Genomic DNA, 23,704 nt, shown 5'->3' with positions numbered 1-23,704 from the left:
CTCCCATCTTCGCCAGCATCCGGTTCGGCGGTTCTTACAGGCAAGCTTACTGCAGAAAACACAAAAAAGACTGCTTCGGGCCGCTTAATTCGCAGCCTGCCACAGTCCCTAAGCCCGCCTTCAGTGCAATCCTCAGTTGTTACTCTTCTCCTGTCACTATCGGATTCCCCTCATAGCTAATCCAGTCACTCCATGAGCCCGAATACAGCAGCACATTAGAGAACCCTGCTTCCTTGAGCGCCAGAACATTAGGGCAAGCTGTCACTCCCGATCCGCAGTACACGATTATCTCATCTGCAGACGCAAGATCAGCGAATCGTTCTTTTTGAGCAGCAGCATCCTTCCAGCCGCCCTGTTCATTCAGACCCTGTTTCCAGAAGTAAGACTTCGCTCCCGGGATATGTCCGGCTACCGGATCAATCGCTTCTTCGAGACCGAGATATCTCGGTTTCTCTCGCGAATCGACCAGCACCGTACCCCGACGACCTATGCGATTCTTGACATCCTCCATCTGAAGCAGAAATCCCTCTTGCAGCATCCCTTCATAGATCGTTGCATGCATCGCCGGGGGCTCATCGGTAACCGGGTAACCTGCTTGCTTCCACATAGAGAAGGTTCCTTCCAATACATATACCTTCGAGTGTCCCAAAGCCTGCAGCATCCACCATAAGCGGGAAGCCATCGCTCCGCCCTGATCATCATAAGCGATAACCGTCGATTCCGAGTCAATACCAACCTCACCGAGCCGATGCATAAAATCCTCCCAATTAGGCAGCGGGTGTCTGCCACCATGCTCGCCCTTGGGAGCGGATAAATCCTGCTCCAGATCCAGATAGACGGCTCCGGGAATATGATCGATGTCATAGGCATTGCGTCCCGCTTCGGGTTGACCCAGAGTAAACCGGCAATCCACGATAACGATCTGTTCGTCCGTTCCATGCTCAAACAACCAATCCTGAGCAACGATATGCTGCATCCTCTTACACTTCCTTTATTTGTCTTTGTCTTCATCTTACCATTATATAGTCAAATATTACCATACTATTAATCAATGGAGGTCCAGTAACGGAACGCCTTAAGTCGACAGCTCGCAGGAATGCGGTTAAAATGGAGTGACCCTATACGATAAAACATGATGTGCTCAGGTACATCAAAGGAGGCTCTCTATGGTCGCGCATTCTGCATCCATGTTTCAGTTCATTCCCTTAACCGAAGCCCATTGCCGTGATATATGTACCTGGTCTTATCCCATGCCTTACCATACGTACAACTGGCCTTCCTGGGAGACCATGCTTGCTCAGCAGGATGAATTTGCGGATGAACAGCTTCGTAAGGAACAGTACAGTGCCATCGTGGACAAAAGCGGCTTGATGTGGGGCTTTGTGCAATTTTTCCCTATAGTAGGGGTTACCCGAATCGGACTCGGCATGCGTCCCGAATTATGTGGACAAGGCCACGGCGTCACTTTTGTTCAAGCCATTACGACCGAAGCCAGAAGAAGAACTCCAGCCAACGAGATTGATCTGGAAGTGCTCGCCTGGAATGTTCGTGCTTATCGGGTGTATCAGCAAGCAGGTTATGAACAGACCGATACGTATACGAAGACAACACCTACAGGCAAGGAATTATTTTACTGTATGGTATGGAACCCAAGAAACACATAAGCGAATATCAGGTCGCTATTGCACTGAATCACATGATCATGCTCGTTATGTTGCCTGGGCCGTAGTCCCCATCTCGAAGGCAGCATCGAATCTAGCTGCAGCCGTAAAATCCAGCTCCGTTAATCCACCTGCATTCCATGAAGTCAGACGTAGTGTTACCAGCTTATAATCAATAGCGATCATAGGGTGATGGTTCAATTCCTTTTCGGCCATATTCGCCACTTCCTGAACAAATGCAACACCGTCGAGGAATCGGGAGAAACGATACTTTTTGGATATCCATTTACCATCCTCACGGCTCCACCCCTCCACCTTTTCCAGTCTCTCTGTTACCGCTTCCTCCGACAGCTTGTTCATTCGTCTCCACCCTCTCACACCAAGTAAATGACATTAATTAGCGTTTCTTCGTGATAGATAACGATTACATGTTTCTCCTTATCGTGACTCAGCGTGCACCTGCCCACGGGAATTTTGGGATCGGTACCCAGGCCATAAAACAAATCGTCGGCCAAGGTTTGAATACATGCCCGCTGCTCTTCAGGCTCGAGCTCTTCCCATTCCCCTGCTGTCATCTCCAAAAAACTGTAGCATTCGTCGATGCTAAGCAGCGCCTCTGTAAAATCACTAATGATATCCGGGTATTCACGGCCAAATTTAATGCCCACCTCTACCACTCCTTCAGGTTCACAACCACATGGAAATACTTACTAAACATTTTAACCCGAAAAAAGCTCTTCATGCAAATATCCAAATTAAGCATTTCGTTTCAAAATCTGTTACACTGTAAGGATAGACAAAAAGTTCGGAGGCGGAACGTTTCTTATGTTGAAGCTGCAAATTCCAAAAAACCGACTGAATTATTTAATAGAACGGATGCAGCAGGACTTCGAACTGTCGGCTCTGGAGCGCGGATGGCAGTACGTACACAAAGGGCGAGTGAAGGACATTGAGCTGCGTCACGGTATGGAGATACATGCTCAAGCCCATGGTGCCGAGCTATATGAAGTCATTCTGGATCTTGAACAATTTGCCAAAAGCTCCTGCACCTGCCCCAAAGGGAAATACTGTCAGCATAAGGCAGCGGTTATTTTTGCGCTTTATGCGCCATATGCCAGACCTGAGATCCTGCTGCAGCAGCTTAAACAGGCGATTCTGGTTAAAAGCCGTCAGCAGCAGACGCGGGCAGCCACTGGTTCCACAAAGGCTGAGAAAAAGGCCGATCGACTGGAGACCCCGCAAGCGGACCAATTGCCCGTTCAGTGGCAGCGTTTCTTTGACCAGCAATTTTACGGATATTCGTTATCTCAGCAAAATTCAATTGAATTGTTTTATCATGCTGCCCAGGACTCTTTGCGACCCATTGCAAGCAAATGGGAGACTTCCATACGGCAATTATTCGAGCTGCACGTCCTGTTATTTGTGATGCGTAAGGTCGAACAATTTATATCCGATTCCAAAGCCTCCTATCTGGCCTCATATATGGATTCCGGCAGCAAGATCATCGCCAAGCTTTGTCAGGAGCAGCTCGATTTGCTGCTGCCTCAGATGGACTGCAAGCAAATAGCAAGTGGTTATCCGGAGGCACTCGATGAAACTCTGGTTCTGCTCGGTGAGCTTGCGCTGAATGGCAGCTCTTCGCCCATGCAGTGGCTTGTCGTATACCGCAGCCTATGGTGGAAGCTTGAAGGACAGCCGAAGCGGCTGACCAAGGAACGCAAGAGGCTGGAGCAGTTGGCTACCAAAGCGTCTGCTACCAACCAGACCGGGAAAAACGAACCCAGCAATCGTGATTCCATTTTGATGGCTTTGGCGCATTTCCAGGTGATGGAGCAGCGTGATGAAGAAGCCAGAGCTCTGCTGTTACCGCTGGCCAAAAAAGAGGCACGCGATTTTTTCTTGTATTTACACCGATTTTATGAGGAACAGCAATGGGAGCGCATGCTTGATTGGCTTCGCTGGCTGCTGCCAACGATCCAGCGGGCGCAGCAGGAGGAATTGCGCATATTTTGCACGTATTGGATGGAAGCCGTCAGTCGCCAGCCCGATGACAATGAATGGGTTGAGGTTATGGTTGCTCTGCTGCCGCGAACCTATTATTTTTACACCTCCTATTTAATGAAATCTGAGCGCTTCAGGTCATGGGTCGATCTGCAAATTTCCAATCGCGTCTCCCCTATCGACCTGTACTCTGCGGATTTGAAGCTGGTGGAGGCGAAGAACCCCTCACTGCTGCTGCCTCTGTACCATCAGGCAGTAGAACGCTGCATTGCCGAGAAAAACCGGAATTCCTATAAGCTCGCGATGAAATATTTAAAAAAACTTCAAGCGTACTATACGAAGCTCGGTAAGCCCCAGATCTGGGATGAATATATATATCTGCTCTCTACGCGATATTCCCGTCTACGCGCATTGCAAGAAGAGCTTCGGAAAGGGAAGTGGATTCCATGATAGAACCTTCTGCGATCACCATTCATATCCGCCCCATGACGCCCGCCGGTTTCTTCTTGTATGGTGCGCGCCCCAATGGCGGTATTTGTGACGCTTACGACTTGAAGCATCTGCTCTTCGCATGGCATCAGCCCTCCTTTTATGGAACATTTATCGAAATCACCGAGTTTATGAACATGGAGGGGCTGCATCTGCCTGCTCTGACGGCGCTCGACTACTTCTGCAGTCCAAGCGCCGTCTCCCATACGAAGCTGGAATGGAACCGGGATCTGCGCGAGCTTATGCGTCTGGCCCCTCATGTGAAGGAGGCGCTGGTCCAAGGCCGCTGTATGCCGGATTTCACCAAATGGAAAGCTGGGGAGCTGAGCTGGAAGCTGGATCTTCCGGACACGATAGCCGCAGCCGCGTTAACACCGCTTGCTTCTGTATGGATTGATCAGCTTATCCCCGAATGGGGATTGGAGGACGGTGCTCTGCGCCAAAGCATTCTACAGCTGGAGCAGAATTATCCGCTGATGCTGCGTGGCAAGCTGCCTTCCGACATGTGGATGGATGAGGAGGACTGGCTCTTCTCGATCGGCTGGCAGACGGACGGCACTCCTTTTCGCACTTGTCTGCAGCTGAGCGAGCCGACTCATGGTCAGGGCGCTTGGCCTGTCCATGTTATTTTGCAGGATCGCTCCAATAAAGATCTGCTGCACGAAATCGATGCTACGGCTTTAGCCAATTTGGATGACGTCCACCTGAGCAGTCGGGTTAGTGTCGAAGACAAAGAGACGACCGGGAGCGGGAATGGCTCCGAGAGCATAACAGCAAGTTTAGCACCAAGCTCAACTATAAGCTCTGATACAGATACTGCCAACGGTTCAACGGATCATAGCCTTGTACCTGATCATGTCGCTGATTCCGTTCAGCCTGCACTCCCACCGACACTTGACCTGCTGCCCGAGGCTTGGCAGCCTCATCTGGCAAGAGCCGCAAGAGACCTGGCCAAATGGCAGCGCATCGTCCCCGTGCTTCAGCAGCAAGACGAATCAGCCAGCGCCATACGCACCGAGCTCTCGTCCGATGAAGCCTGGGAGCTGATGACCAAGGGGAGTCTGCGGCTGATGGAGGCTGGTTATTCTGTCTTTCTGCCTGCTTGGTGGGAACGTATTCGTCGTTTTCGACCGCGCCTTAAAGCCAAAATCAAATCTTCCGTCGGTACAGCACCGCAAGCGATGTTTGGGCTGCAGCAGCTGATGCAGTTCGACTGGAAAATTGCCCTTGGCGACATCGAGCTAACCGAGGAGGAATTCCGCGAGCTGCTGGCTGAGAAGCGCAGACTGGTGCAAATTCGTGGCCAATGGGTCCAATTGGACCCGGCGCATCTTGCTCAGCTGGAGCAGGTAATGAAGCAGGTGCACAAGAAGCAAGGCCTTACGCTGCGTGATGTACTGGAGCTGCATTTGCTCGGCTCCTCCGCAGGTGAAGAAGATTTGGGGCTGCAGCGATCTCTGCAAATGGAGGTTGAGCTGAACGAGCAGCTGGAGGAAATGGCACAGCTTCTCAACCACACGAAACGACCGCCGTTGATTGAACCTCCAGCCTCGTTTCAAGGGACCCTACGTCCTTACCAGCTAGAAGGCATGTCCTGGCTGCTTTTCCTACGCCAAATCGGACTCGGCGGCTGTCTGGCCGACGATATGGGACTCGGGAAGACGATCCAGATGATTACTTATTTACTCAACATGGAAGAGTTAGATCCTAATAACGATAACACTTCGACAGTGGTTAACCCGGACGATACGGCATCCGAGCGTACGCCTTCCTTACTCATCTGTCCGACATCTGTACTGGGCAATTGGCAAAAGGAGCTGCAGCGGTTCGCACCCAAGCTGAAAATCCATCTCCATTACGGTCCAAATCGGGCCAAAGGGATGGCGTTTAAAGCTGCCTGCGAAGGCCATCATCTCGTGCTGACCACCTACACGTTGTCTCATCTGGATGAGTCCGAGCTGACACAGTTCGAATGGAATTCGATCTGCCTGGACGAAGCGCAAAATATTAAAAATGCCTACACCAAACAAGCGACTTCTATCCGTTCTCTAAAAGGTCGTCATCGGATCGCCATGACGGGGACACCTATCGAAAATCGTTTAACCGAGCTCTGGTCGATATTCGACTTCCTGAATCCAGGTTATCTCGGTTCGCTTCGGGATTTCACACAGCGGTACGTCAATACGATTGAAAAATCGAATGATCCCGAGCTGGTAGAAAAGGTGCAGCGGTTAATTCGTCCCTTCCTGCTGCGCAGAGTGAAGAAGGATCCGGCGATTCAGCTCGATTTACCAGACAAGAACGAATACAAAACCTTCGTTGCCCTTACCTCGGAGCAAGGCATATTGTACGAGAACTATATTAAGGATATGTTTGAAAGACTGGACCGCTTAACGGCGATGGAACGAAGAGGATTAATTTTGGCGGCCTTGACGAAGCTGAAGCAAATTTGCAACCATCCCTCGCTCATGCTGAAAGAGGCAGCCAATTCACCTTGGCAGCAGCGCTCCAATAAGGTAGAGCGTCTGCTCGAAATGGTACAGGAGCTGCGTCAAGAGGGAGATAAATGCCTCATCTTTACACAGTTCGTGGAAACAGGGCATCTGCTTCAACGTATACTGGAGCAGGAGCTTGGGGAGCCTGTCATTTTTCTTCATGGCGGTACGCCCAAAGCGGGCAGAGACCGGATGATTGCCGAATTTCAAGGTGATGTACAAGAGGTGAAGGCGCAGCCGGGCATTTTCTTGTTATCACTGAAGGCAGGTGGTACCGGACTGAATTTGACTGCTGCGAATCATGTGTTTCATTTTGACCGCTGGTGGAATCCAGCTGTTGAGAACCAGGCGACGGATCGGGCTTTCCGAATCGGCCAAACCCGTCATGTGCAGGTGCATAAATTCGTCACCCTCGGCACTCTCGAAGAACGAATCGATGAAATGATTGAGAAAAAGCAGGAGCTGAGCCAGCAAATCGTCGGCAGCGGCGAGCAATGGATTACAGAAATGTCGACTACTGATCTGAAGGAGCTATTTTCCCTGCGCAGCGAATGGCTGGAGGGTTAGAAGATCCGGTGAGGTTCAAAGACGTGAGTGTCAAATAGCCCCCACCCAGCGGTCAGATGAGGGCGGGTGTATGATGAACAGAGATGTAGATGGCTGCGCGAGCCTTGGCTCCACTCGGCGTATTCGCCAAAAGCCAATTTTTGCGCCCAAGGACAAATCGCTGAATGGTGCGCTCGCTGCGGTTGTTGTCGATCTCAAGCACACCGTCCTTCATAAAAGCGGTTAGTTGGTTCCACTGGTTCAGGCTGTAGCCGATTGCTTGCCCCAGCAGACTTTTGGGCATCGTTCGAGATTTCTGCTGGTGTAGACAAGGCTTCTTGGATTGCTTATTATAACGAACATTTAGCCAAAGCGTATAACTGGGAATTAGACGGAAAGCTACCCCAAACCTGAATATGCTATATAATCCCTTATTTAGGATAATCAGCACTAGTTATATATTCCGGAAGAAAGACCATCACGTAGACAAGTCGATTCGATTAGTTAAGATATAACGATTCATCGAAACCAAGATAGGTTAAGCAAAAAAAAGAAGCTCTCGTGTTGAAATATGCCAACTAATGGTTGAACACACTTTTGTCCGGTTGTTTCCATTGTGTGTACCATTCCAATATGTCCCGACAGGGATCGATCTCCTCTTCTTGTTCCAACATTCGAATTATAAGTTGATACTGTTTGTCGACAGAGCCCGTATCATTCAGTCGAGCATATATTTTCATAAGCTCGAGATAACTATCCTCATACAGAGGATCTTGATTTTGGATTTTATGGTAAACGCTAAGCGCCTTTATATTCAGGTCCTGAGAAAGGTAAAATCTTCCTAATTGCTGGGCGTGCTGCAGCCATAGTGCTTTGAGTCTTTGGCGCTCGCCTTCCGCCCACACAAAACTTTCCTCTTCATAAAAATGGCCGCCATACATATCGAGCAATCGCTCATGCTCAGATGCATGTTCGATTGAAACAGGATTCAATTGACGGAGCTCTTGCTCCCATTGTTCCGCATCGATTTGCAGTTGGTTCACCTCAAGTACATATCCGTTCTGGGCATATCGGATCGAGATAAAGCCTTCTCCGACTGTATCCTTCCATATCGTGCGAATCCGGTTAATACTCGTCTGCAGGTTGGCAAGCCCTTTGCGCTCGTCCAATTCCGGCCAAAGCAGCTCCAGCAAAACATTCTTGCTAATTACCCTCCCCCGATGCAGCAGCATGTAGGCAAACAGCTCTTTTACCTTGATCGTCCTCCATTTCAGGAATTCCAAATTCCCGTCCAGCCTGCGTACCTGCGTAGGTCCCAAGCAATGATACAGTACTTTTTCGTCCCTCGGGGATTTCGATTTAACCGTAATGCGCTGCCGTAGACGCAGTATGGTTCGGCTCAATCGTTCGCGGTTTAACGGCTTTACCAAGTAGTCGGCCGCACCTAGTTGGAATGCCTCAAGCGCGTATTCGTCATAGGCAGTCACATAGACGATTTCTGTGTCTGGCGCGATCGAGTGTATGCGTTCAGTTGCCCTCAAACCATCCAATCCCGGCATGTGAATATCCAGAAAAACAGCATCGGGCTGGAACTCGCCAATATGGCTGATCGCTAATTTGGCATTCAAGTAGGAAGCGATTACTTCGCAATCGGGAAACTCCCCTAACATTTTTTCCAACCTGATTAATGCCAACCGTTCATCGTCAACCAGCACGACTTTCATTCAGGCTCAGCCTCCTTCCGTCGACCGTCCATTGGATCGATATTACTTGTAATGTATTATATCGGCAAGCTTTTCTAAATTGTATAGGATTTAATAAATAATCGCTCCTACATGCATTCAGAGCGGATCCTCCATCCTGCGTTTTAGAATTTGGTTAGAAGGGTTGTGTATAATGGGTTCAATGCCGTGAGGCTATTAAATGGAACAGGAGGATGTAAAGAATGGCACTAGGAGACATCAAGAGGAGTTGGAAAAAAAGGCTCTCTGCGATGCTGGTCTTCACGATGGCAGCGGGCGGTTTTTCCAGCATCGTCGCGCCGCGTGAAGCGGAAGCAGATCCCGGACCTACATTGCCTGCATGGGCCGGCAATGCCCAGTTTTGGCTAAAAGCGGATGAAGGTGTCACTACTGCGACGTATGGAGCCAATCTTGGCGTTGAGCGATGGGACAACCAAGCCGGAACGGTAAGTTTCGATACGTACGGAGGACCGGTATATAAGGCGGCGGGAGCCAACTTTAATCCGGTTGTGGCGTTTGCCAATACGGGCAATAGGACGGCTGGTCTGACGCAATATTTAAAGGGCAACACAACCATTACATATGCGGATGCATATGCGGTATTCAAGGGGCAAGGAACTATAGTAGGATCAGTTAACAAGATGACCAATTACGGAGCGGCGGTTTTTGGCAGCGAAAGTAACGCTCACTATGTTGGCAATGGTACGAATTCAACATACCGCAACTTCCCCTTTAACGGGAGCGTTGCAACCCAGCGGTTTCATATGACAGAGCTCGGCATTTCGGGCGGTTCGTACATAGGGAATCTGGATGGAGAAGGTAAAACGTTCACCGGCAGTGCACTTGTACCATTCAATTTCAATCCACAGATTGGAGGCACTGCAGACGGAGGAAGGTCCGATAACTGGCAGAACTATAACGGAGAGCTGGCGGAAGTGATTGTCTTTTCTGGAAGCACCGCTGCTGACCGGAACCAGATCGAAAGCTATCTGGCGCTCAAGTACGGCCTTACCTTGAATAATGGCGGAACAAGCTATGTTAACAGCCAAAATCAAAAAGTCTGGGACTCGGTTGCTAATAGCATCTACAAAAATCGTATTACCGGCATCGGCCGGGATACCGGAAGCACGCTGAACCAAAGACAATCCGTGTCCCAGAATGCGGGAGCGCTTGTGACGCTTGCGGCGGGCAATGCCATTCAAGCGTCTAACCAATCAAACGCGCTGAGCAACCTGGACAATGGAGATTTTCTGATCTTCGGCGACAACGGCGACAGCAACAGCACCGCATACCAAACATCAGTTTCAGGCACGGATATGAAACGAATGAATCGGGTGTTCCAAACTGTCAAGACGGGCTTTACGACAAGCAAGCCGATCACCTTGCAGTTGGACGCTTCGGCCCCGGCAGGCGCAACTCATTTGCTGGTCAGCAGCAGTGGCACTTTTGACAGCACCAGCGTCAAATATGCGCTGACCGGAAACAAAGTGACGATTAGCAGCAACGAGCTGAGTGCAACGAGCTACTTCACATTCGCGCAGGCAGCCGCTGTAACGAAAACTCCGGGCGGAGTGACGAACGGTTTGGCGTTATGGCTCGATCCCGCAACGATTGACGCAACCATAGCGGACGGCGGTTCTGTGGCCGAATGGAAAGATTCGAGCGTCAATAACAACCATGGCGTCCAGAACACAGCCGATAACCGGCCCCTATACTTTAACAATGCAACAAACAATGTGAACTTTAACCCGATCGCCAAGTTCGACGGCGACAAAAGTTATCTCGATCTTGATGGAAGCAAGCTGCCGCAAGGACAGACTCCCAGAACGATCATCGCCGTAGGGCAAACGGCGGCGGCGGATGCCAATAAGTATATGATCTCTTGGGGCACCGGCAATTATAATCAGATGATGGGCATGATGCAGTTGGGCAGCAAAGGAGCATTGAGCGGATATGGCGCGCCTTATGCAAGCGCCGATGGCTTCTGGAGCCCGGGTATTCCGAACGAGCTGTTCGGAATGTGGGAAGGCAACTCGGGAGGAAATCTGGCAAGTCTATACAGCAAGATGAAGCTGTTGGACAGCTCGTCGATGACGACATGGAATACTACCGGATCCAGCGCAAGAATCGGGGCAATCGTAGGCAGTTTGAGCGAGAGCTGGCAGGGCGCAATCGGGGATATTTTGGTGTACAACCGCGCCCTCGACGAAAGCGAGCGTCAACGCATCAGCACCTACTTGGCGCTCAAATACGGCTACATGATCGATCAATCGCAAGGCCCGCTTAGCCGTTACATCGCATCCGACGGCACCAGCATCGTATGGGATGCTACAGCCAACTCAGCGTACAAAAACAATATCGCCGGAATTGGCCGTGATGATGCCGGAGCGCTAAACCAACGGCAAAGCCACAGCACGAACAGTGGACAGCAAGTTACGATCGGCCTGAATGCAATCGCGGCAACCAACTCCGCCAATGCAGCAGCGTTCCCGGCGGACAAGCAATATATAATTTGGGGCGACAACGGCAAATCGTTGACATCGTTCGGTCAGACGATCCAGATTGCCGGCAGCACACCCTTGAATCCTGCTGAGCGCATTTGGAAAGTACAAAACACGAACAATGTCGGCGCCGTTCAGCTTAAAATTGCGAAAAATGCCTTTGCAGACGGAACGCAGGCGAGTGATATCAAACTGCTCGCAGGCAACGACGAGAGCTTTGCAACCGCTGCGGCAATTGCGGTTCAAGAAAGCGGCGGCGATTTTGTAGCCAACAACGTAACGTTACCGAACAACGGCTACTTTACGTTTGCGCAAGCAGTCACTGCAACGAAAGCTCCTGGCGGCGTAAACGGCGCTTCCTTGTGGTTAAAGGCGGATAAAGACGCAACGGATAACGGTGTGGGACAGCTTTCAGGCTGGACCGATCAGACGGGCACGAATCAATTTACCGTCAACGGCGCACCCGCTTATCGAACAGGCGCAGTCAACTTCAATCCGGCCATAACCATTCAAAACACGGCAACAGCAAAGCAAAATCCGAACCAGTACCTGATCGGCGACAAGTCGATAACATATACGGAAGGATACGCCGTATTCAAGCAGCAAAATGGTGCGATAGTCGGCTCGGCGGCGCCTGTTGCAGGCGGTTACGGAGTCGGTATCTTCACAAAGTGGGGGAGCAAACAATATATTGGCAACGGGGCGAACAGCACTTATCGAGGTTTCTCCTTTAATGACACATCCCGCTACTATATGTCATCGTTCGACGCAGCTGCTCCAATCGCAGCACAAGGCCGGCTGAACGGTACGCCTCAGACGGTAACAGGAAAGAATACGTTTAACAAAATCAACTTCACACCGGTCATCGGAGGTACGTTCGGTGGAGGAAACCCGAACAACTGGGATCATTATAAAGGCGACATTGCCGAGATCGTTCTTTTCCCGGCAAGCAATACGGCGCTGCAAAAGCAACAGGTAGAAAGTTATTTGGCACTGAAATACGGGCTGACGCTTAATAACGGGAACACGGACTACGTAACGAGTGGTGGCAGTGATACGATGTGGACGGTCGGCAGCAACGCCGGCTACGGCAAACGGATTACCGGCATAGGTCGGGACGACGGCAGTGATTTGCTGCAAAAGCAGTCCAAATCGCAAGAGAAAGACGCGCTGGTAACAATCGCGTTGGGCAATACGATCGAGCCGGCCAATTCGCTTAACGCGAACACAATCGATACGGATATGTCTTTCTTCGCCTTCAGCGATAACGGCGCGGCAGCCAAGTATGAAGGAACGGTTCAGGAAGCTCCGGGACATGAGCTGAAGATGCTGAACCGCGTATTCAAAGTCGAGAAAACGAAATGGCAGGATAAAAACATTACCTTGAAGCTGGATACGGTAACGGAAAACCCGGCTGTCCTGTACTATCTTATCATCGACGGTGTTAAGACAGACATGACGTTGGATGGATCGGGTCAAGTTACGATCAACAGCAACATGTTGAACAACGGCTCCACCTTCACATTCGCCAAAGTGTATAAAGACGCACTGAAAACGAATATAACCAAAGCGAAAGGATTGACCGCTGCCAGCTATACACCGGACAGTTGGGCCGTCCTGCAAAATGCGCTCGATAACGCCGAAGCGGTATTGAATAATGCGGCGTCTACACAAGCGCAAGTCGATGCCGCATTGGCCGCTCTGGAAGCTGCTTGGGCAGGACTTTCCGCCGGGGCCGACAAGGTGCAGGCGAAAGCGGATGAAATTCAAAACGGAATTACGCGCGGCAACTTGAAGCCTGGCGACTATACGACAGATAGTTGGAACGCTCTGACCGGGGCATTGAATGACGCGAGAGCGCTGCTTGCCCGCTCGCCGCAAGCGACGGCTAACGAGCTCGGACAAGGCTTGTCCAAGCTGGAAGCCGCAAGAGTTTCATTAGTCGATATGAGTCAGTTACGCGCAAAAGAAGCTGAAATTACCGGCGAGAATTTGAAGCCGGCAAATTATACGACAGACAGCTGGCAAGCGCTGCAGCAAGCGTTGACCGACGCACGCGCCGTATTGGCTAAACCTAATGCGACTCAAGCCGAGGTCGATGCGGCGAAATCCGCGCTAGAAGCGGCAAGAGCGGCATTGGTGCCGGCCGCAGATAAAACCGCGTTGCAAGCGAAAATGACCGCAGTGAAAGGATTGAAGGAAGCCGACTATACGCCAGCAAGCTGGGCGGTGCTGCAGCAAGCGCTGGACGGTGCCGAAAATGTGATGAACAACCCGAATGCGACTCAAGCTGAAATCGATACGGCGAAAGAAGCATTGGAGGCCGCGTTGGCGGGACTTAGCAGCTCACTCCCGCAGCTGCAAAGCGCAGTTAGCGCCATCCAGAACGATATCGACCTCGGCGCATTGAAGCCGGGCGATTACACGGCGGACAGCTGGCTTGCACTGAGCGGGGCTCTCGATGAAAGCAAGGCGCTGTTGAGCCGTACTCCGCAGGCTTCCGAAAACGAGATCGGACAAGCTTTATCCAAGTTGGCAACGGCACGTAATGCACTCGTAGACCTTGCTCCGTTGCGCGCCAAAGCCGCGGCAGCGGCAAGCGTAACGGCGGCTGTCTACACACCGGCCAGCTGGCAAGCGCTGCAAATCGTCCTGAATAACGCGAATGCCATCTTGGTTAAACCGGGCGCAACCCAAGCCGAAGTAGATGCAGCGAAATCCGCACTAGAGGCGGCTATGGAAGCGCTAGTTCCTGTAGCCGGACTGACTTCGCTGACACCGTCGTCTTCCAACAATCTCGTACCTGCATTCGATAGGAATATACTTGCTTATACGATGAATGTTCCTTTTGGACAGCATGAATTGGCATGGACGCCGGTAGCGATTGCTCCGGGATCGAAAATCGAAGTCAGTGTAAACGGTGGTCCTTTCACTACGATCACAAGTGGAGACAAAACTGCAAATTACCCGCTAAACGTTGGCCTTAACAGCTTTATTGTAAAAGTAACCGCTCCTAAAGGCGAAGTGCGTGAATATACCATAAACGTAACAAGACTTCAGGCTAGCGGCAGTAGCAGCAGTGGCGGCGCATCGGCTCCTGTTCAAGTGGGCACAGACCTCGGTACGAAAAACAGAAATGCGGCTCCATTCGCAACCAGTACGGAAACAGCTTCGGGAACCATAGTTCAAGTAGACCCGGCTCGTCTGAACGAACTATTGAAGAATACGAACAACGAAACATTGTCCGTTATCGTTCCGAATGGAGGCAATGTTGCATTGAAAGGCTTGACGGCCGATCAAGTGAAAGCTGTTACCGACAACGGATCGATCTTGGAAGTAGGCAACTTGCTGGCGATTTATCCGGTTCCGGGCAAAGCTCTGGATCTGACTCAAATTGCGCGTCAATACAACAACCCGGCACTTTCCGAAATTGAAGTCAATGTAGGAATTAGCCGTGCACCTCAAGCGCTCGGCGACAGCGCACGGAAAGCGGCACAAGCACAAGGCTATGAATTGCTTGTTGACCCGGTTGAACTGGATCTGACATTCTCCCACAAAGGACAAACGGTTGATCCGGGCTTGTTGAACGGATATGCGCCAAGATACATCGCATTGCCGGAAGGAATTGATCCGAACCGGATTACAACTGGCGTCATAGTCAATCTAGACGGTACGATCTTCCACGTTCCGACTGTTGTAACGAAGATCAACGACCGTTACTTCGCGATGATCAACGATTTGCGCAGCAACGGTACGTACTCAGTCATTTGGAATCCGCAAGATTTCGATGATGTAAGAGGCCATTGGGGACAAGACGCTGTCAACGACATCGCAGCCAGACTGGATCTGCAAGGCACAGGAAACAATACGTTCTCGCCGAACCGCAACGTGAACCGTTCGGAGTTTGCCGCGATCGTCGCAGCAGGTATGGGCTTGATGCATCAAAATGTTGAAGCCGCTAACTTCGGCGACGTTTCCAGAACGGCTTGGTATCACGACTCCGTGAAGATCGCCAGCGAATTTGGCATCGTCGAAGGCTTTGAAAACGGCTTGTTCCGCGGTGAAGACCAAATTACGAGAGAGCAAGGCATCGCGATGATCTCCCGCGCCTTCAAACTGGCTCAAAACTTGCAGCCGATGACTCCAGCGCAAATCGACGCCACGCTCGCCCCGTTCGGCGACACAGTTAACGTTTCGTTCTGGGCTAAAGAAGTGGTCGCTCAAATGATTGCGGCAGGTATCGTCGAAGGCGGCAGCGGCCAGCTGCTGAACCCGCAAGCGAACCTGACGCGCGCCGAAGCGGCAGCGCTGATGCAAAGATTGCTGAAGCATGCCGGCTTGATCGACTAAACAAACAATCGAGTAGATAGAGGCGTCAGCCCCTGACCTCTCACACCGTCATACAGGTGGGGTCCGCATAAGGCGGTTCCTGGAGGTTAACGAAGTGCAAGATATCGAGAAATGAGATTCAACAGCCCTTGGTCGTTCCAGTAGGAGCGATTAAGGGCTGTTGTTTATGTTACGAGGGTCGGAAATGGTTATTCCCCCCATTCCGCGTTATCATAATAACGTGGAATGGGGAGATCATATGCTGCTCATCTATCTGAAAAATAAGAAAATAGAATTACATACGTCTATGAGTCCGAGAACTACTGGGACCAAACGATGCAACAATCACGCAGTCGTCGCATTTACATCGGCAAGCTGGATTCACAAACGGGCGAATGGATTCCATCCAAGCGCTTGGCTACACATTGAGATCCAGAAAAATATAATGAGTATCCCCGACAGGACAAGAAAAGGTTTGCATCAGTCTCGCAGTATCCAGATCGGTATATACCTGGGACAGCATGCCTTGACGTTGGCTGTTCATCCGCATCATATTGGGAATAAAGTACGGGCGCCAAATCCAGTTAGATCCCTGGAATTGCGCGTCCCTCTGCCACCCATCCTCCGCATGTCTTGTATAATTGGATGACACCTGTGATCCATCCTCACGGCATATATAAATGCGCATCACATTGTCATTCACATTCGTAAGCAAGCTCCCAATCATCGCATCCGCGTCGGCTGCCGATGAAATCATCATATCCGAATTTACCAGATCATTCAGACTTTCCTGTACGGCAAACAGCTCGCGATATCGCGTGATTTCGTTCTCCGTGTAGATTCGTATTTCTTCCTTCAACAGCGTCTCGTAAGCATCAGCAGGCTGAAAGTCGGCACGGGCTTCAGAAAACAAAAAGCCTTGCACGTATCTGGCGCCAGCCTTTAACGAATGGTATAAATCCTGCTTCGTTTCCACACCTTCAATAAGCAGCGAAGAACCCATTTGTGAAGACAAAATGGAGAATGAATTTAATAACGCTTTATATCCGTCATGAAGACCGCTTTTTTTTAACAGCTTCAAGTCGATCTTCAATATGTTAGGTTTAAAGGAAGCTATCCTGTCATAGTTGCTGTAACCGCTACCGATATCATCAATAGCAATCCGACAGCCCTGCTTACGGTACACATCAATAATTTCCGATAACTCATCGAGCTTTCCGTGAAATTCTTCCTCCGTTACCTCGATCACCACACGCGATGGGTCCAGGCCGTACTTTTCGACCAACTGCAGCGTGGGAAGAATACCTGACTTCTTATATATTTTATAAATCCAGGATGGCTTCAAATTGATAAATAACAAAGATTCCCCTTCCGATTGCGCTAATGTCGATATCGCTTTTTCCCGCAGCATCCGATCTACCCGTAAATGGGTTTCTTCATCGATATCCGGGTTTTGAAAAAAAGGGCCTAAGCTATGTACTTGGCCAGCTTGAACTCTACGCCCAAGCGCCTCGTAGCCTATAATTTTTCTGGTTTGCAGGGAAAGAATGGGCTGAAAAAAAGGTCTCAGTTCATGTTCTTCTAATAAAAAGGAATTGGTTTGCAGCAACGCCATTCACCTCCTGCTGCCTCATGCGTTAGTTAAATGATACCATTCCTGACATCATTATAAAGCTATTGTAAGGCAGATTGGATAAAGTGGCAATTCTTTATTGATATTGGGGATGCATGAGTCTATGGCTATCAATAAACCGCCCGGGACCAATTCGTCTGGGCGGCTTTTATCAAGTTTCTATGCGATTGGATTGCTGCACAACGGAGCCGTTGGACTGTGTGAGACCCTAGCCTTCCAGGAGACGCACATCGACCGTAACCTTCAGCTTTTGTTTAGCTGTGCCACGGTACACACCCTTCACAGGAACAATATCCTTGTAATCGCGGCCATGCCCAAGCTTTACATACCGCCAATCCACTTCCGCATTATTGGTCGGATCGAAGCCCAACCATCCTGTTCCCGGCACATGTACCTCGACCCAAGCATGGGAAGCCTGCTCAAAATCAGCGCTGCCGCCCTGCAGGTCGCCGACAAAATGATAGCCGCTCACATAGCGGGCCGGTATCCCCATACTGCGGCATACCGCAATCATCAGATGTGTGTAATCCTGACATACCCCACGACGCAGCCGAAGCGTATCACTGATCTGTGTATTAACATTGGTGGCATCAGGATCATAAATAAAATCACTGTTAATACCTGACATGAGAGACATCGCCCATGCGTAGAACCCTTCCTCATCAACGGGATATTGGGCCGAATAAGCAAGAAGATCCTCGTTAATTTCTGTATAGGAGGTCGGCTGCAAAAACTCAATATAGCGGTTTTGCAATTGATCACCTTGCAGAAGCTCCAACTGTCCCTTATATGGCAATCCGAACTTGGCGATCGAGCTTTGGTCCTGTGTCACCACAATCGCCTTCGTCTTGATCACCATTTCCTTATGGGGCTTGTTAATCGAGAACGAATGAACCCGATTACCAAAGTAATCCTCATACGTAAACAGGGAAGCGCTGGGCTCCGTGCTGACCTCATGATGATAACAGGATTGACGATAATTGGTCCGCGGCGTCAACCGCAGCTCATTGACACTGTCCATGACCGATTCCAGGTACGAATACCGAGTGACATGGTTGATTTCGATCTTCATGCGCCAACCTCCTCCAATTGAAAAAAGGCAGCCGCCATCGTCCCTCCCAGTCCCAGACAGGAGCTCGTTAAATGGTCCAAAATAGCGGATACCCGCTCTGGTACAAAATCCTCGTCATCCAGACAAGCCAACTCTGCCTTCAGCTTGCCAACCTGACGGACCGCTTTCTCATGTGGAAGGTGCTGTCCGTGACCTTCCAGCTGGATGCCCTTCAAGTGCTTCTCAAGCTCTGTAAAAGAAAACTGAATCGATCGCGGAAAGCTGACGCTGTTAATCATAAATTCCATGATATGCCGCTCCGACATGCCATCTGCGTAGAATCGCCTAAAGGCTTGATATCCGCTCACTGATTTCAGCACAGCGAGCATACTGGGGTATGGTGAAGCCGCCTCAACCGACAGGGTGCCTGTCACTGATTGCAGAATACGAACCGTATTCTCCGTTCGTTCCAGCAGTCGTCCGCTTTCGATGAAATGCCATTCATTTTGCCGCTGCATGACGGAATGCTCAACACCTTGGAACATCGCCATACGCTCTTTAATTTGTCTATAAAAAACATGTGGTGAATCTTTCATAATATCGTCCACCTGCTTCTCGCCGAGCCACAAGTAAAATGCATTAAGCACATCCCACATCTCACTTGGCAGCTTCTCCCGCAGGGTACGCAAATTATTTCTCGAATGGGCAACACAAGAGAACAAGGAATTCGGATAACCTCGATCCAAGGTGATAAAAGAAAGCACATCTCTTTCGGTAAAGGCCTCAAATTGCTGCTCATACGCATAACGCGCACCGAGTGCATCAATGAGCCTTTCCCACTTATGCTCCTCATCCTGAAAGTCTGCAGTTTGTTGAATGTGATAATGCACGTCGATCAATCGAGCGTGATTCTCCGCCCTTTCTACATAACGGCCTACCCAAAATAAAGCTTCTGCATTACGATTGAGCATAGACATCACCTTTCATCCTTGTCTATTTTTTAAGAGAGGTTGTTCAAAAAGTCGACTTTTTGATCTTACACTAAGAGAGTACCCAGGTATCCTTGCAGCCTCCACCTTGCGACGAGTTCACAACCAATGAGCCTTCCTTTAATGCGACTCTCGTCAGTCCTCCAGGAATAATATGGGTGTTGTCGCTGCCCACCAACACGAATGCACGTAAATCGATATGGCGCGGTACCATCTTACCGTCGAGCATGACAGGTGCACGGGAGAGCTGCATCGTCGGCTGTGCAATATAACGACCGGGGTCACGTTTGATTTGTTCAGTAAATGCGGCAAGCTCCTGCTCGCTGGCAGAAGGCCCGATCAACATCCCATAACCGCCGGACAGCGACGTCTCCTTCACTACCATCTCATGCAGCCGATCAAGCACAAAAGCCCTCTCATCGGGACGATCCAGCAAATACGTAGGTACATTGGATAAAATCGGCTCCTCATTTAAATAGTAGCGAATCATGTCCGGCACATAAATATAGATCGCCTTGTCATCAGCTATGCCCGTTCCAGGCGCATTGGCGATGGCAATATTACCTGCACGGTAGGCATTCATAATACCAGCGACTCCAAGCACGGAATCAGCCTGAAAAGCTAGCGGATCGAGATAATCGTCGTCAATACGCCGGTACAGCACATCCACCTGTTGTAAACCCTTCATGCTGCGAATGTAAATTTTGTGATCAATCGAAACCAGATCACGTCCCTCTACAAGATGAATACCCATCTGCTGTGCAAGAAAGGTGTGCTCGTAATAAGCCGAATTAAATTCACCAGGCGTTAATAAGGCAATAACCGGGTCCGCCTTGTGGGACGGGGCCAAGCTGCGTAAGGAAGACAGAAAATGATTCAGGCTGTGTTCCACATCCCGGATCGATGAAGAGAAAGCCAATTCAGGGAACAGCTGGTTCATCACCGAACGGCTTTTGTATAAATAAGAGAAGCCTGAGGGCGAACGTAAATTATCCTCCAGCACGTAATAGCCGCCATCAGCATTACGAATCAGATCAATCCCGGATGTCGTGATATATACGCCTCCAGGTACATCCACATTCATCATTTCCGGCCGAAAATATCGATTCGTCACAATCATTTTCCGAGGAATGATGCCGTCTGCTATAATCTCCTGCTTATGATACATATCATAAAGGAACATGTTCAACGCCTTAACCCTTTGCAGCAGTCCTTTTTCCAGAACAGCCCATTCATCGCTCGGGATAATCCGCGGAATCATATCAAATGGAATGGTCCGTTCAAGTGGAAGTGTTTGCTCTGGCTGATACAACGTAAATGTGATTCCTTCCTCCAGCATGCGCCGATCCATCGCCTTCTGCCTGGCGGCGAGCTCATCCTCTTTCATACGTGAGAAGCAATTAAACGCTTGTGAGTAGTGGGAACGCACTGCAGATTCATGCTGAAACATCTCATCGTAAAAGGACTCCAGCGGATACGGAGTATGGTGAGACCGATTGGCTAGCGTCATGTGATGTCCCGATTTTACAAGTCTTGAATGACTGCAAAACCAGTTCCCCCTCTCAAATTCTTAATAAATGATAGTATAAGTAACATATAAAGATAGATAAATCACTAAATTCCGAATATTTAACAGGTTTATACAGATTATCATACGCCTAGAGCTAAATTATGTCAATATACATAACATTAAATTAACAAAATTTTCATCTCGATTTGTATTACTTTACATTTGCCTTCTCAGAAAAAAAGCATGCCTGCTTATCCCGATTGTCAGGAATAAGCGGCATGCCCGCGTATCTTATAAATGTAGCCATTATTACCCTATTTACGTCGAGTTTCTGTAAGACGAAATTGATTAACCAACTGCTGCAGGAAATCGGTAATGACCTCCACATAGTTAGAGGTATGGCGAACGTTGACAATATCCATCAACAGCTCCTGAACCTTACCTTCCACCTCGGTCGATATTTTGCGATTTTCCATGCTCACGTTGGCGATTTTCTCCATTAGACCTACCACTTCATCGACTACCTGTGTTTTTTGCTCATCCTCAGCATTGGCCCCACTCAATATTTGCGAAGCCGCCGCGACAAGCTGCGTACCTTCTTGCACTACCAGCGTACCTTCCTCCATCGAGGCAAAGGCTTCCTTCGCATTTTTGTATATGAGCTGAACCGTTTCATTAATCTCTTCTGTAGATTGGCGCGTTCGATCGGCCAGCTTGCGAATTTCCCCGGCCACAACCGCGAAACCCTTGCCATGCTCCCCTACTCGCGCCGCTTCTATAGAAGCATTCAGCGACAGCAGATTGGTTTGACTGGAAATTTCCTCAATGACCTGCAGAACGCTGCGAATTTGCTGCGTCGTTTCCATAAATGTCACAATAGTCCGGTTCGTTTCCGCTACTTTATTGGAGATTTGCCCCATCTTTTCGCCAATTCGCTCTACTTCCGTGTGAGCAACGGTAATTTGCTCGGACGCTTTGAGCTCCAGTGCCCGTAAGGTTCCCTGCATATCCCCGACAACATCCTTGGCAATATCGATATCCTTCAGCTGGCGGCGAATACTTCGAATCATGTCATGAATAATCCCACTCATACGCTCGGTAGAGCCTTCCGTACTCACGGTCGATTGATGCAGTACCTGCTGGCTCGATAGCACTTCCGTAGCAGCGCGTTTCACCTGCAGCATGATCCCCTCCAATGAATCGATCATGTTATTGATCCACATCGCCAGCTCCTTGGTCTCATCATGCGCAAATTGCCCATGGTCGAGCCGTTGTGTCAGATCACCTTTACCCTCGGCGTTAATGCGAATAAATTGGCTGATTTTTTGTAAATTATCCACGACTGGACTTGCCGCCTTCTTGTGCAGAGTAGCCATGACGATACAACCGTACAATAAGTTAAACACAGCCATAATTCCAGCAGCGGCCAGCGTCGGCAACTGTCCAAATAACAGGGTTATCAGCACTGTCGACAGAGCTGCATATCCAATAAGCAGCGGGACCTGCAGCCGGATCATTTTCCAGCGAACACTGCGAATTCGGTAAACTTCCTCCAAATCGCCTTCACACATCATCCCCCAAACATCCGGACAATGCGGGAGCTGAAAGGTCACTCCTTTTCCTATGACAGGGATATGCCGATAGTCAGAGTACCCAGGGAAAGCCACGAACAAATTGCTGCCATTCGCGATCGTGTTGGCTACCCCGGGATGCAGCTTGCCTGTAGCCGGGTCCGTGAACATAATTTCCAGTTCCGTATGTTCCTTAACCGACACGGTGCCCCAATTCGTCGTAACGCCATCCTTCAAGTTCTCTCCATGGGTAAACGTACGGTCCTCAAAACGACTTCGAGACAGCGCTGTACCCGGTGCAATCCGTTTGTTCAAACCTGGACGAGCCATAAATATGTAATTATCACCTGAATCCGGGTAGACATGTCCTGATTCCCGCTGTATCAGGTCACCGATTACATCGTTGGGAACTCTGCCACAAAGCGCTCCCTTCCAAATCCCCCCCTTGATGATGGGAACGATGTACAAAAGTGTCATTTTGTCATGAAAAGCGGAGGTGCTTGGACCGATTTCCAAGGTCAATGGATCAGCAAACGGTCCATATAGACATTTGCTGCCTGTATGTGTATATTCAAGACCTGCCGAGATTACGCTTCCAGCACTATATCGGACACCTGTATGTGCCGAGTGTGATGAAAATACGACAGTTGCTTGCTCATCCAGCAAAAAAATTTCAGATAAATCCATCGCTCTGCTGCGAGCAGCCGCAAACAACTTGTCCATCGACAAAGCATATTGCTCCACAGACTTGGTCCGTTCCTCGTCTATAACTTCCATTTGCTCCAGTAACCGTTCCAGATGCGACCAATATTCGACCGTCCAGCTGGTTAACAGCTCTTTACGCGTGTGAGCTATGCCTTCAAATATATCCTCCACATCCGCTTTTAACTCCCGATTCAATCGATAGGACCACCAGAGCGGCAAACCATTTTTAAACCCCAGCCAATCAAACATAAGCCTCTCCCCCATCCTTTGAAATCTACGCAACTTAAGTGTTAACAATTATAACACATAGGTTGAATAGATGTGAGACCTATTTCCTATTTTCAACCAATTTTATATGTATTTTCGTGTATTTTGTGAGGTATAATACCGTAAATGAGGTCAAAAGATACCCAAAACCCGTACAATATGAAGAAAAATGCAAAAAAAAGCACCCAACCTCAACAGGTCGGGCACACGGCAC

At 49.6% G+C, this 23,704-nt stretch carries 13 protein-coding genes and 2 pseudogenes; 5 read left to right on the top strand and 10 right to left on the bottom strand.

The annotated features are described in order from the left end of the window. Window positions 1-139: 139 nt before the first annotated feature. Complete coding sequence (locus OB236_RS33870) at window positions 140-976, bottom strand: sulfurtransferase (protein WP_262687996.1); 837 nt, start codon at window positions 974-976, stop codon at window positions 140-142. Window positions 977-1,166: 190 nt separating this feature from the next. Between OB236_RS33870 and OB236_RS33865 the strand changes: the two genes are divergently transcribed. Continuing rightward, on the top strand, window positions 1,167-1,664 hold the full coding sequence (locus OB236_RS33865; protein WP_262687995.1) for a GNAT family N-acetyltransferase: 498 nt from the start codon (window positions 1,167-1,169) through the stop codon (window positions 1,662-1,664). A 45-nt stretch (window positions 1,665-1,709) separates the two neighbouring features. On the opposite strand, the gene OB236_RS33860 is transcribed toward OB236_RS33865, so the two are convergent. Both OB236_RS33860 and OB236_RS33855 read right to left on the bottom strand, forming a co-directional pair. Then, the gene (locus tag OB236_RS33860) at window positions 1,710-2,021 is read right to left on the bottom strand and encodes a 4a-hydroxytetrahydrobiopterin dehydratase (RefSeq protein WP_262687994.1); all 312 of its coding nucleotides are present in this window, start codon (window positions 2,019-2,021) and stop codon (window positions 1,710-1,712) included. 14 nt (window positions 2,022-2,035) lie between these two features. Next, window positions 2,036-2,329, bottom strand: a complete 294-nt coding sequence (locus OB236_RS33855; RefSeq protein ID WP_262687993.1) for a hypothetical protein — start codon at window positions 2,327-2,329, stop codon at window positions 2,036-2,038. 157 nt (window positions 2,330-2,486) lie between these two features. Here OB236_RS33855 and OB236_RS33850 point away from each other — a divergent pair, with 157 nt between their 5' ends. Both OB236_RS33850 and OB236_RS33845 read left to right on the top strand, forming a co-directional pair. After that, window positions 2,487-4,112 (top strand): SWIM zinc finger family protein, encoded by a 1,626-nt coding sequence (locus OB236_RS33850; RefSeq protein ID WP_262687992.1) that lies wholly within the window; start codon window positions 2,487-2,489, stop codon window positions 4,110-4,112. After that, entirely contained in the window at window positions 4,109-7,213 is a 3,105-nt protein-coding gene (locus OB236_RS33845) for a DEAD/DEAH box helicase (protein ID WP_317259408.1), read from the top strand. Before OB236_RS33850 ends, OB236_RS33845 begins: the two co-directional genes overlap by 4 nt. A gap of 85 nt (window positions 7,214-7,298) precedes the next feature. Here the strand turns inward: OB236_RS33845 and OB236_RS33840 are convergent. After that, window positions 7,299-7,520: pseudogene (locus tag OB236_RS33840) on the bottom strand (IS66 family transposase); the annotation flags it as partial. Between the two features lie 250 nt (window positions 7,521-7,770). Continuing rightward, window positions 7,771-8,916 (bottom strand): response regulator, encoded by a 1,146-nt coding sequence (locus OB236_RS33835; protein ID WP_262687990.1) that lies wholly within the window; start codon window positions 8,914-8,916, stop codon window positions 7,771-7,773. Between the two features lie 221 nt (window positions 8,917-9,137). Here OB236_RS33835 and OB236_RS33830 point away from each other — a divergent pair, with 221 nt between their 5' ends. Both OB236_RS33830 and OB236_RS40350 read left to right on the top strand, forming a co-directional pair. After that, window positions 9,138-15,785: an S-layer homology domain-containing protein gene (locus OB236_RS33830; RefSeq protein WP_262687989.1), complete on the top strand. Its 6,648-nt coding sequence runs from the start codon at window positions 9,138-9,140 to the stop codon at window positions 15,783-15,785. Between the two features lie 238 nt (window positions 15,786-16,023). Further along, a pseudogene (locus OB236_RS40350) lies at window positions 16,024-16,187 on the top strand (IS1634 family transposase); the annotation flags it as partial. On the opposite strand, the gene OB236_RS33825 reads toward OB236_RS40350, so the two are convergent. From OB236_RS33825 to OB236_RS33805, 5 genes are all read right to left on the bottom strand, one after another. Then, window positions 16,183-17,379, bottom strand: coding sequence for an EAL domain-containing protein (locus OB236_RS33825; protein ID WP_076237984.1), 1,197 nt, complete (start codon window positions 17,377-17,379; stop codon window positions 16,183-16,185). The pseudogene OB236_RS40350 and the gene OB236_RS33825 sit on opposite strands and share 5 nt — an antisense overlap. A 226-nt stretch (window positions 17,380-17,605) precedes the next feature. Next, window positions 17,606-18,469, bottom strand: coding sequence for a transglutaminase family protein (locus OB236_RS33820; protein ID WP_262687988.1), 864 nt, complete (start codon window positions 18,467-18,469; stop codon window positions 17,606-17,608). Further along, window positions 18,466-19,425, bottom strand: coding sequence for an alpha-E domain-containing protein (locus OB236_RS33815; protein ID WP_262687987.1), 960 nt, complete (start codon window positions 19,423-19,425; stop codon window positions 18,466-18,468). Before OB236_RS33815 ends, OB236_RS33820 begins: the two co-directional genes overlap by 4 nt. A gap of 64 nt (window positions 19,426-19,489) precedes the next feature. Then, entirely contained in the window at window positions 19,490-20,947 is a 1,458-nt protein-coding gene (locus OB236_RS33810; protein WP_262687986.1) for a circularly permuted type 2 ATP-grasp protein, read from the bottom strand. A 314-nt stretch (window positions 20,948-21,261) separates the two neighbouring features. Continuing rightward, entirely contained in the window at window positions 21,262-23,472 is a 2,211-nt protein-coding gene (locus OB236_RS33805; RefSeq protein WP_262687984.1) for a methyl-accepting chemotaxis protein, read from the bottom strand. Between the last annotated feature and the right edge of the window lie 232 nt (window positions 23,473-23,704).

This window comes from Paenibacillus baimaensis (assembly GCF_025567575.1).
This window is presented reverse-complemented; position numbering and strand designations above follow the sequence as displayed.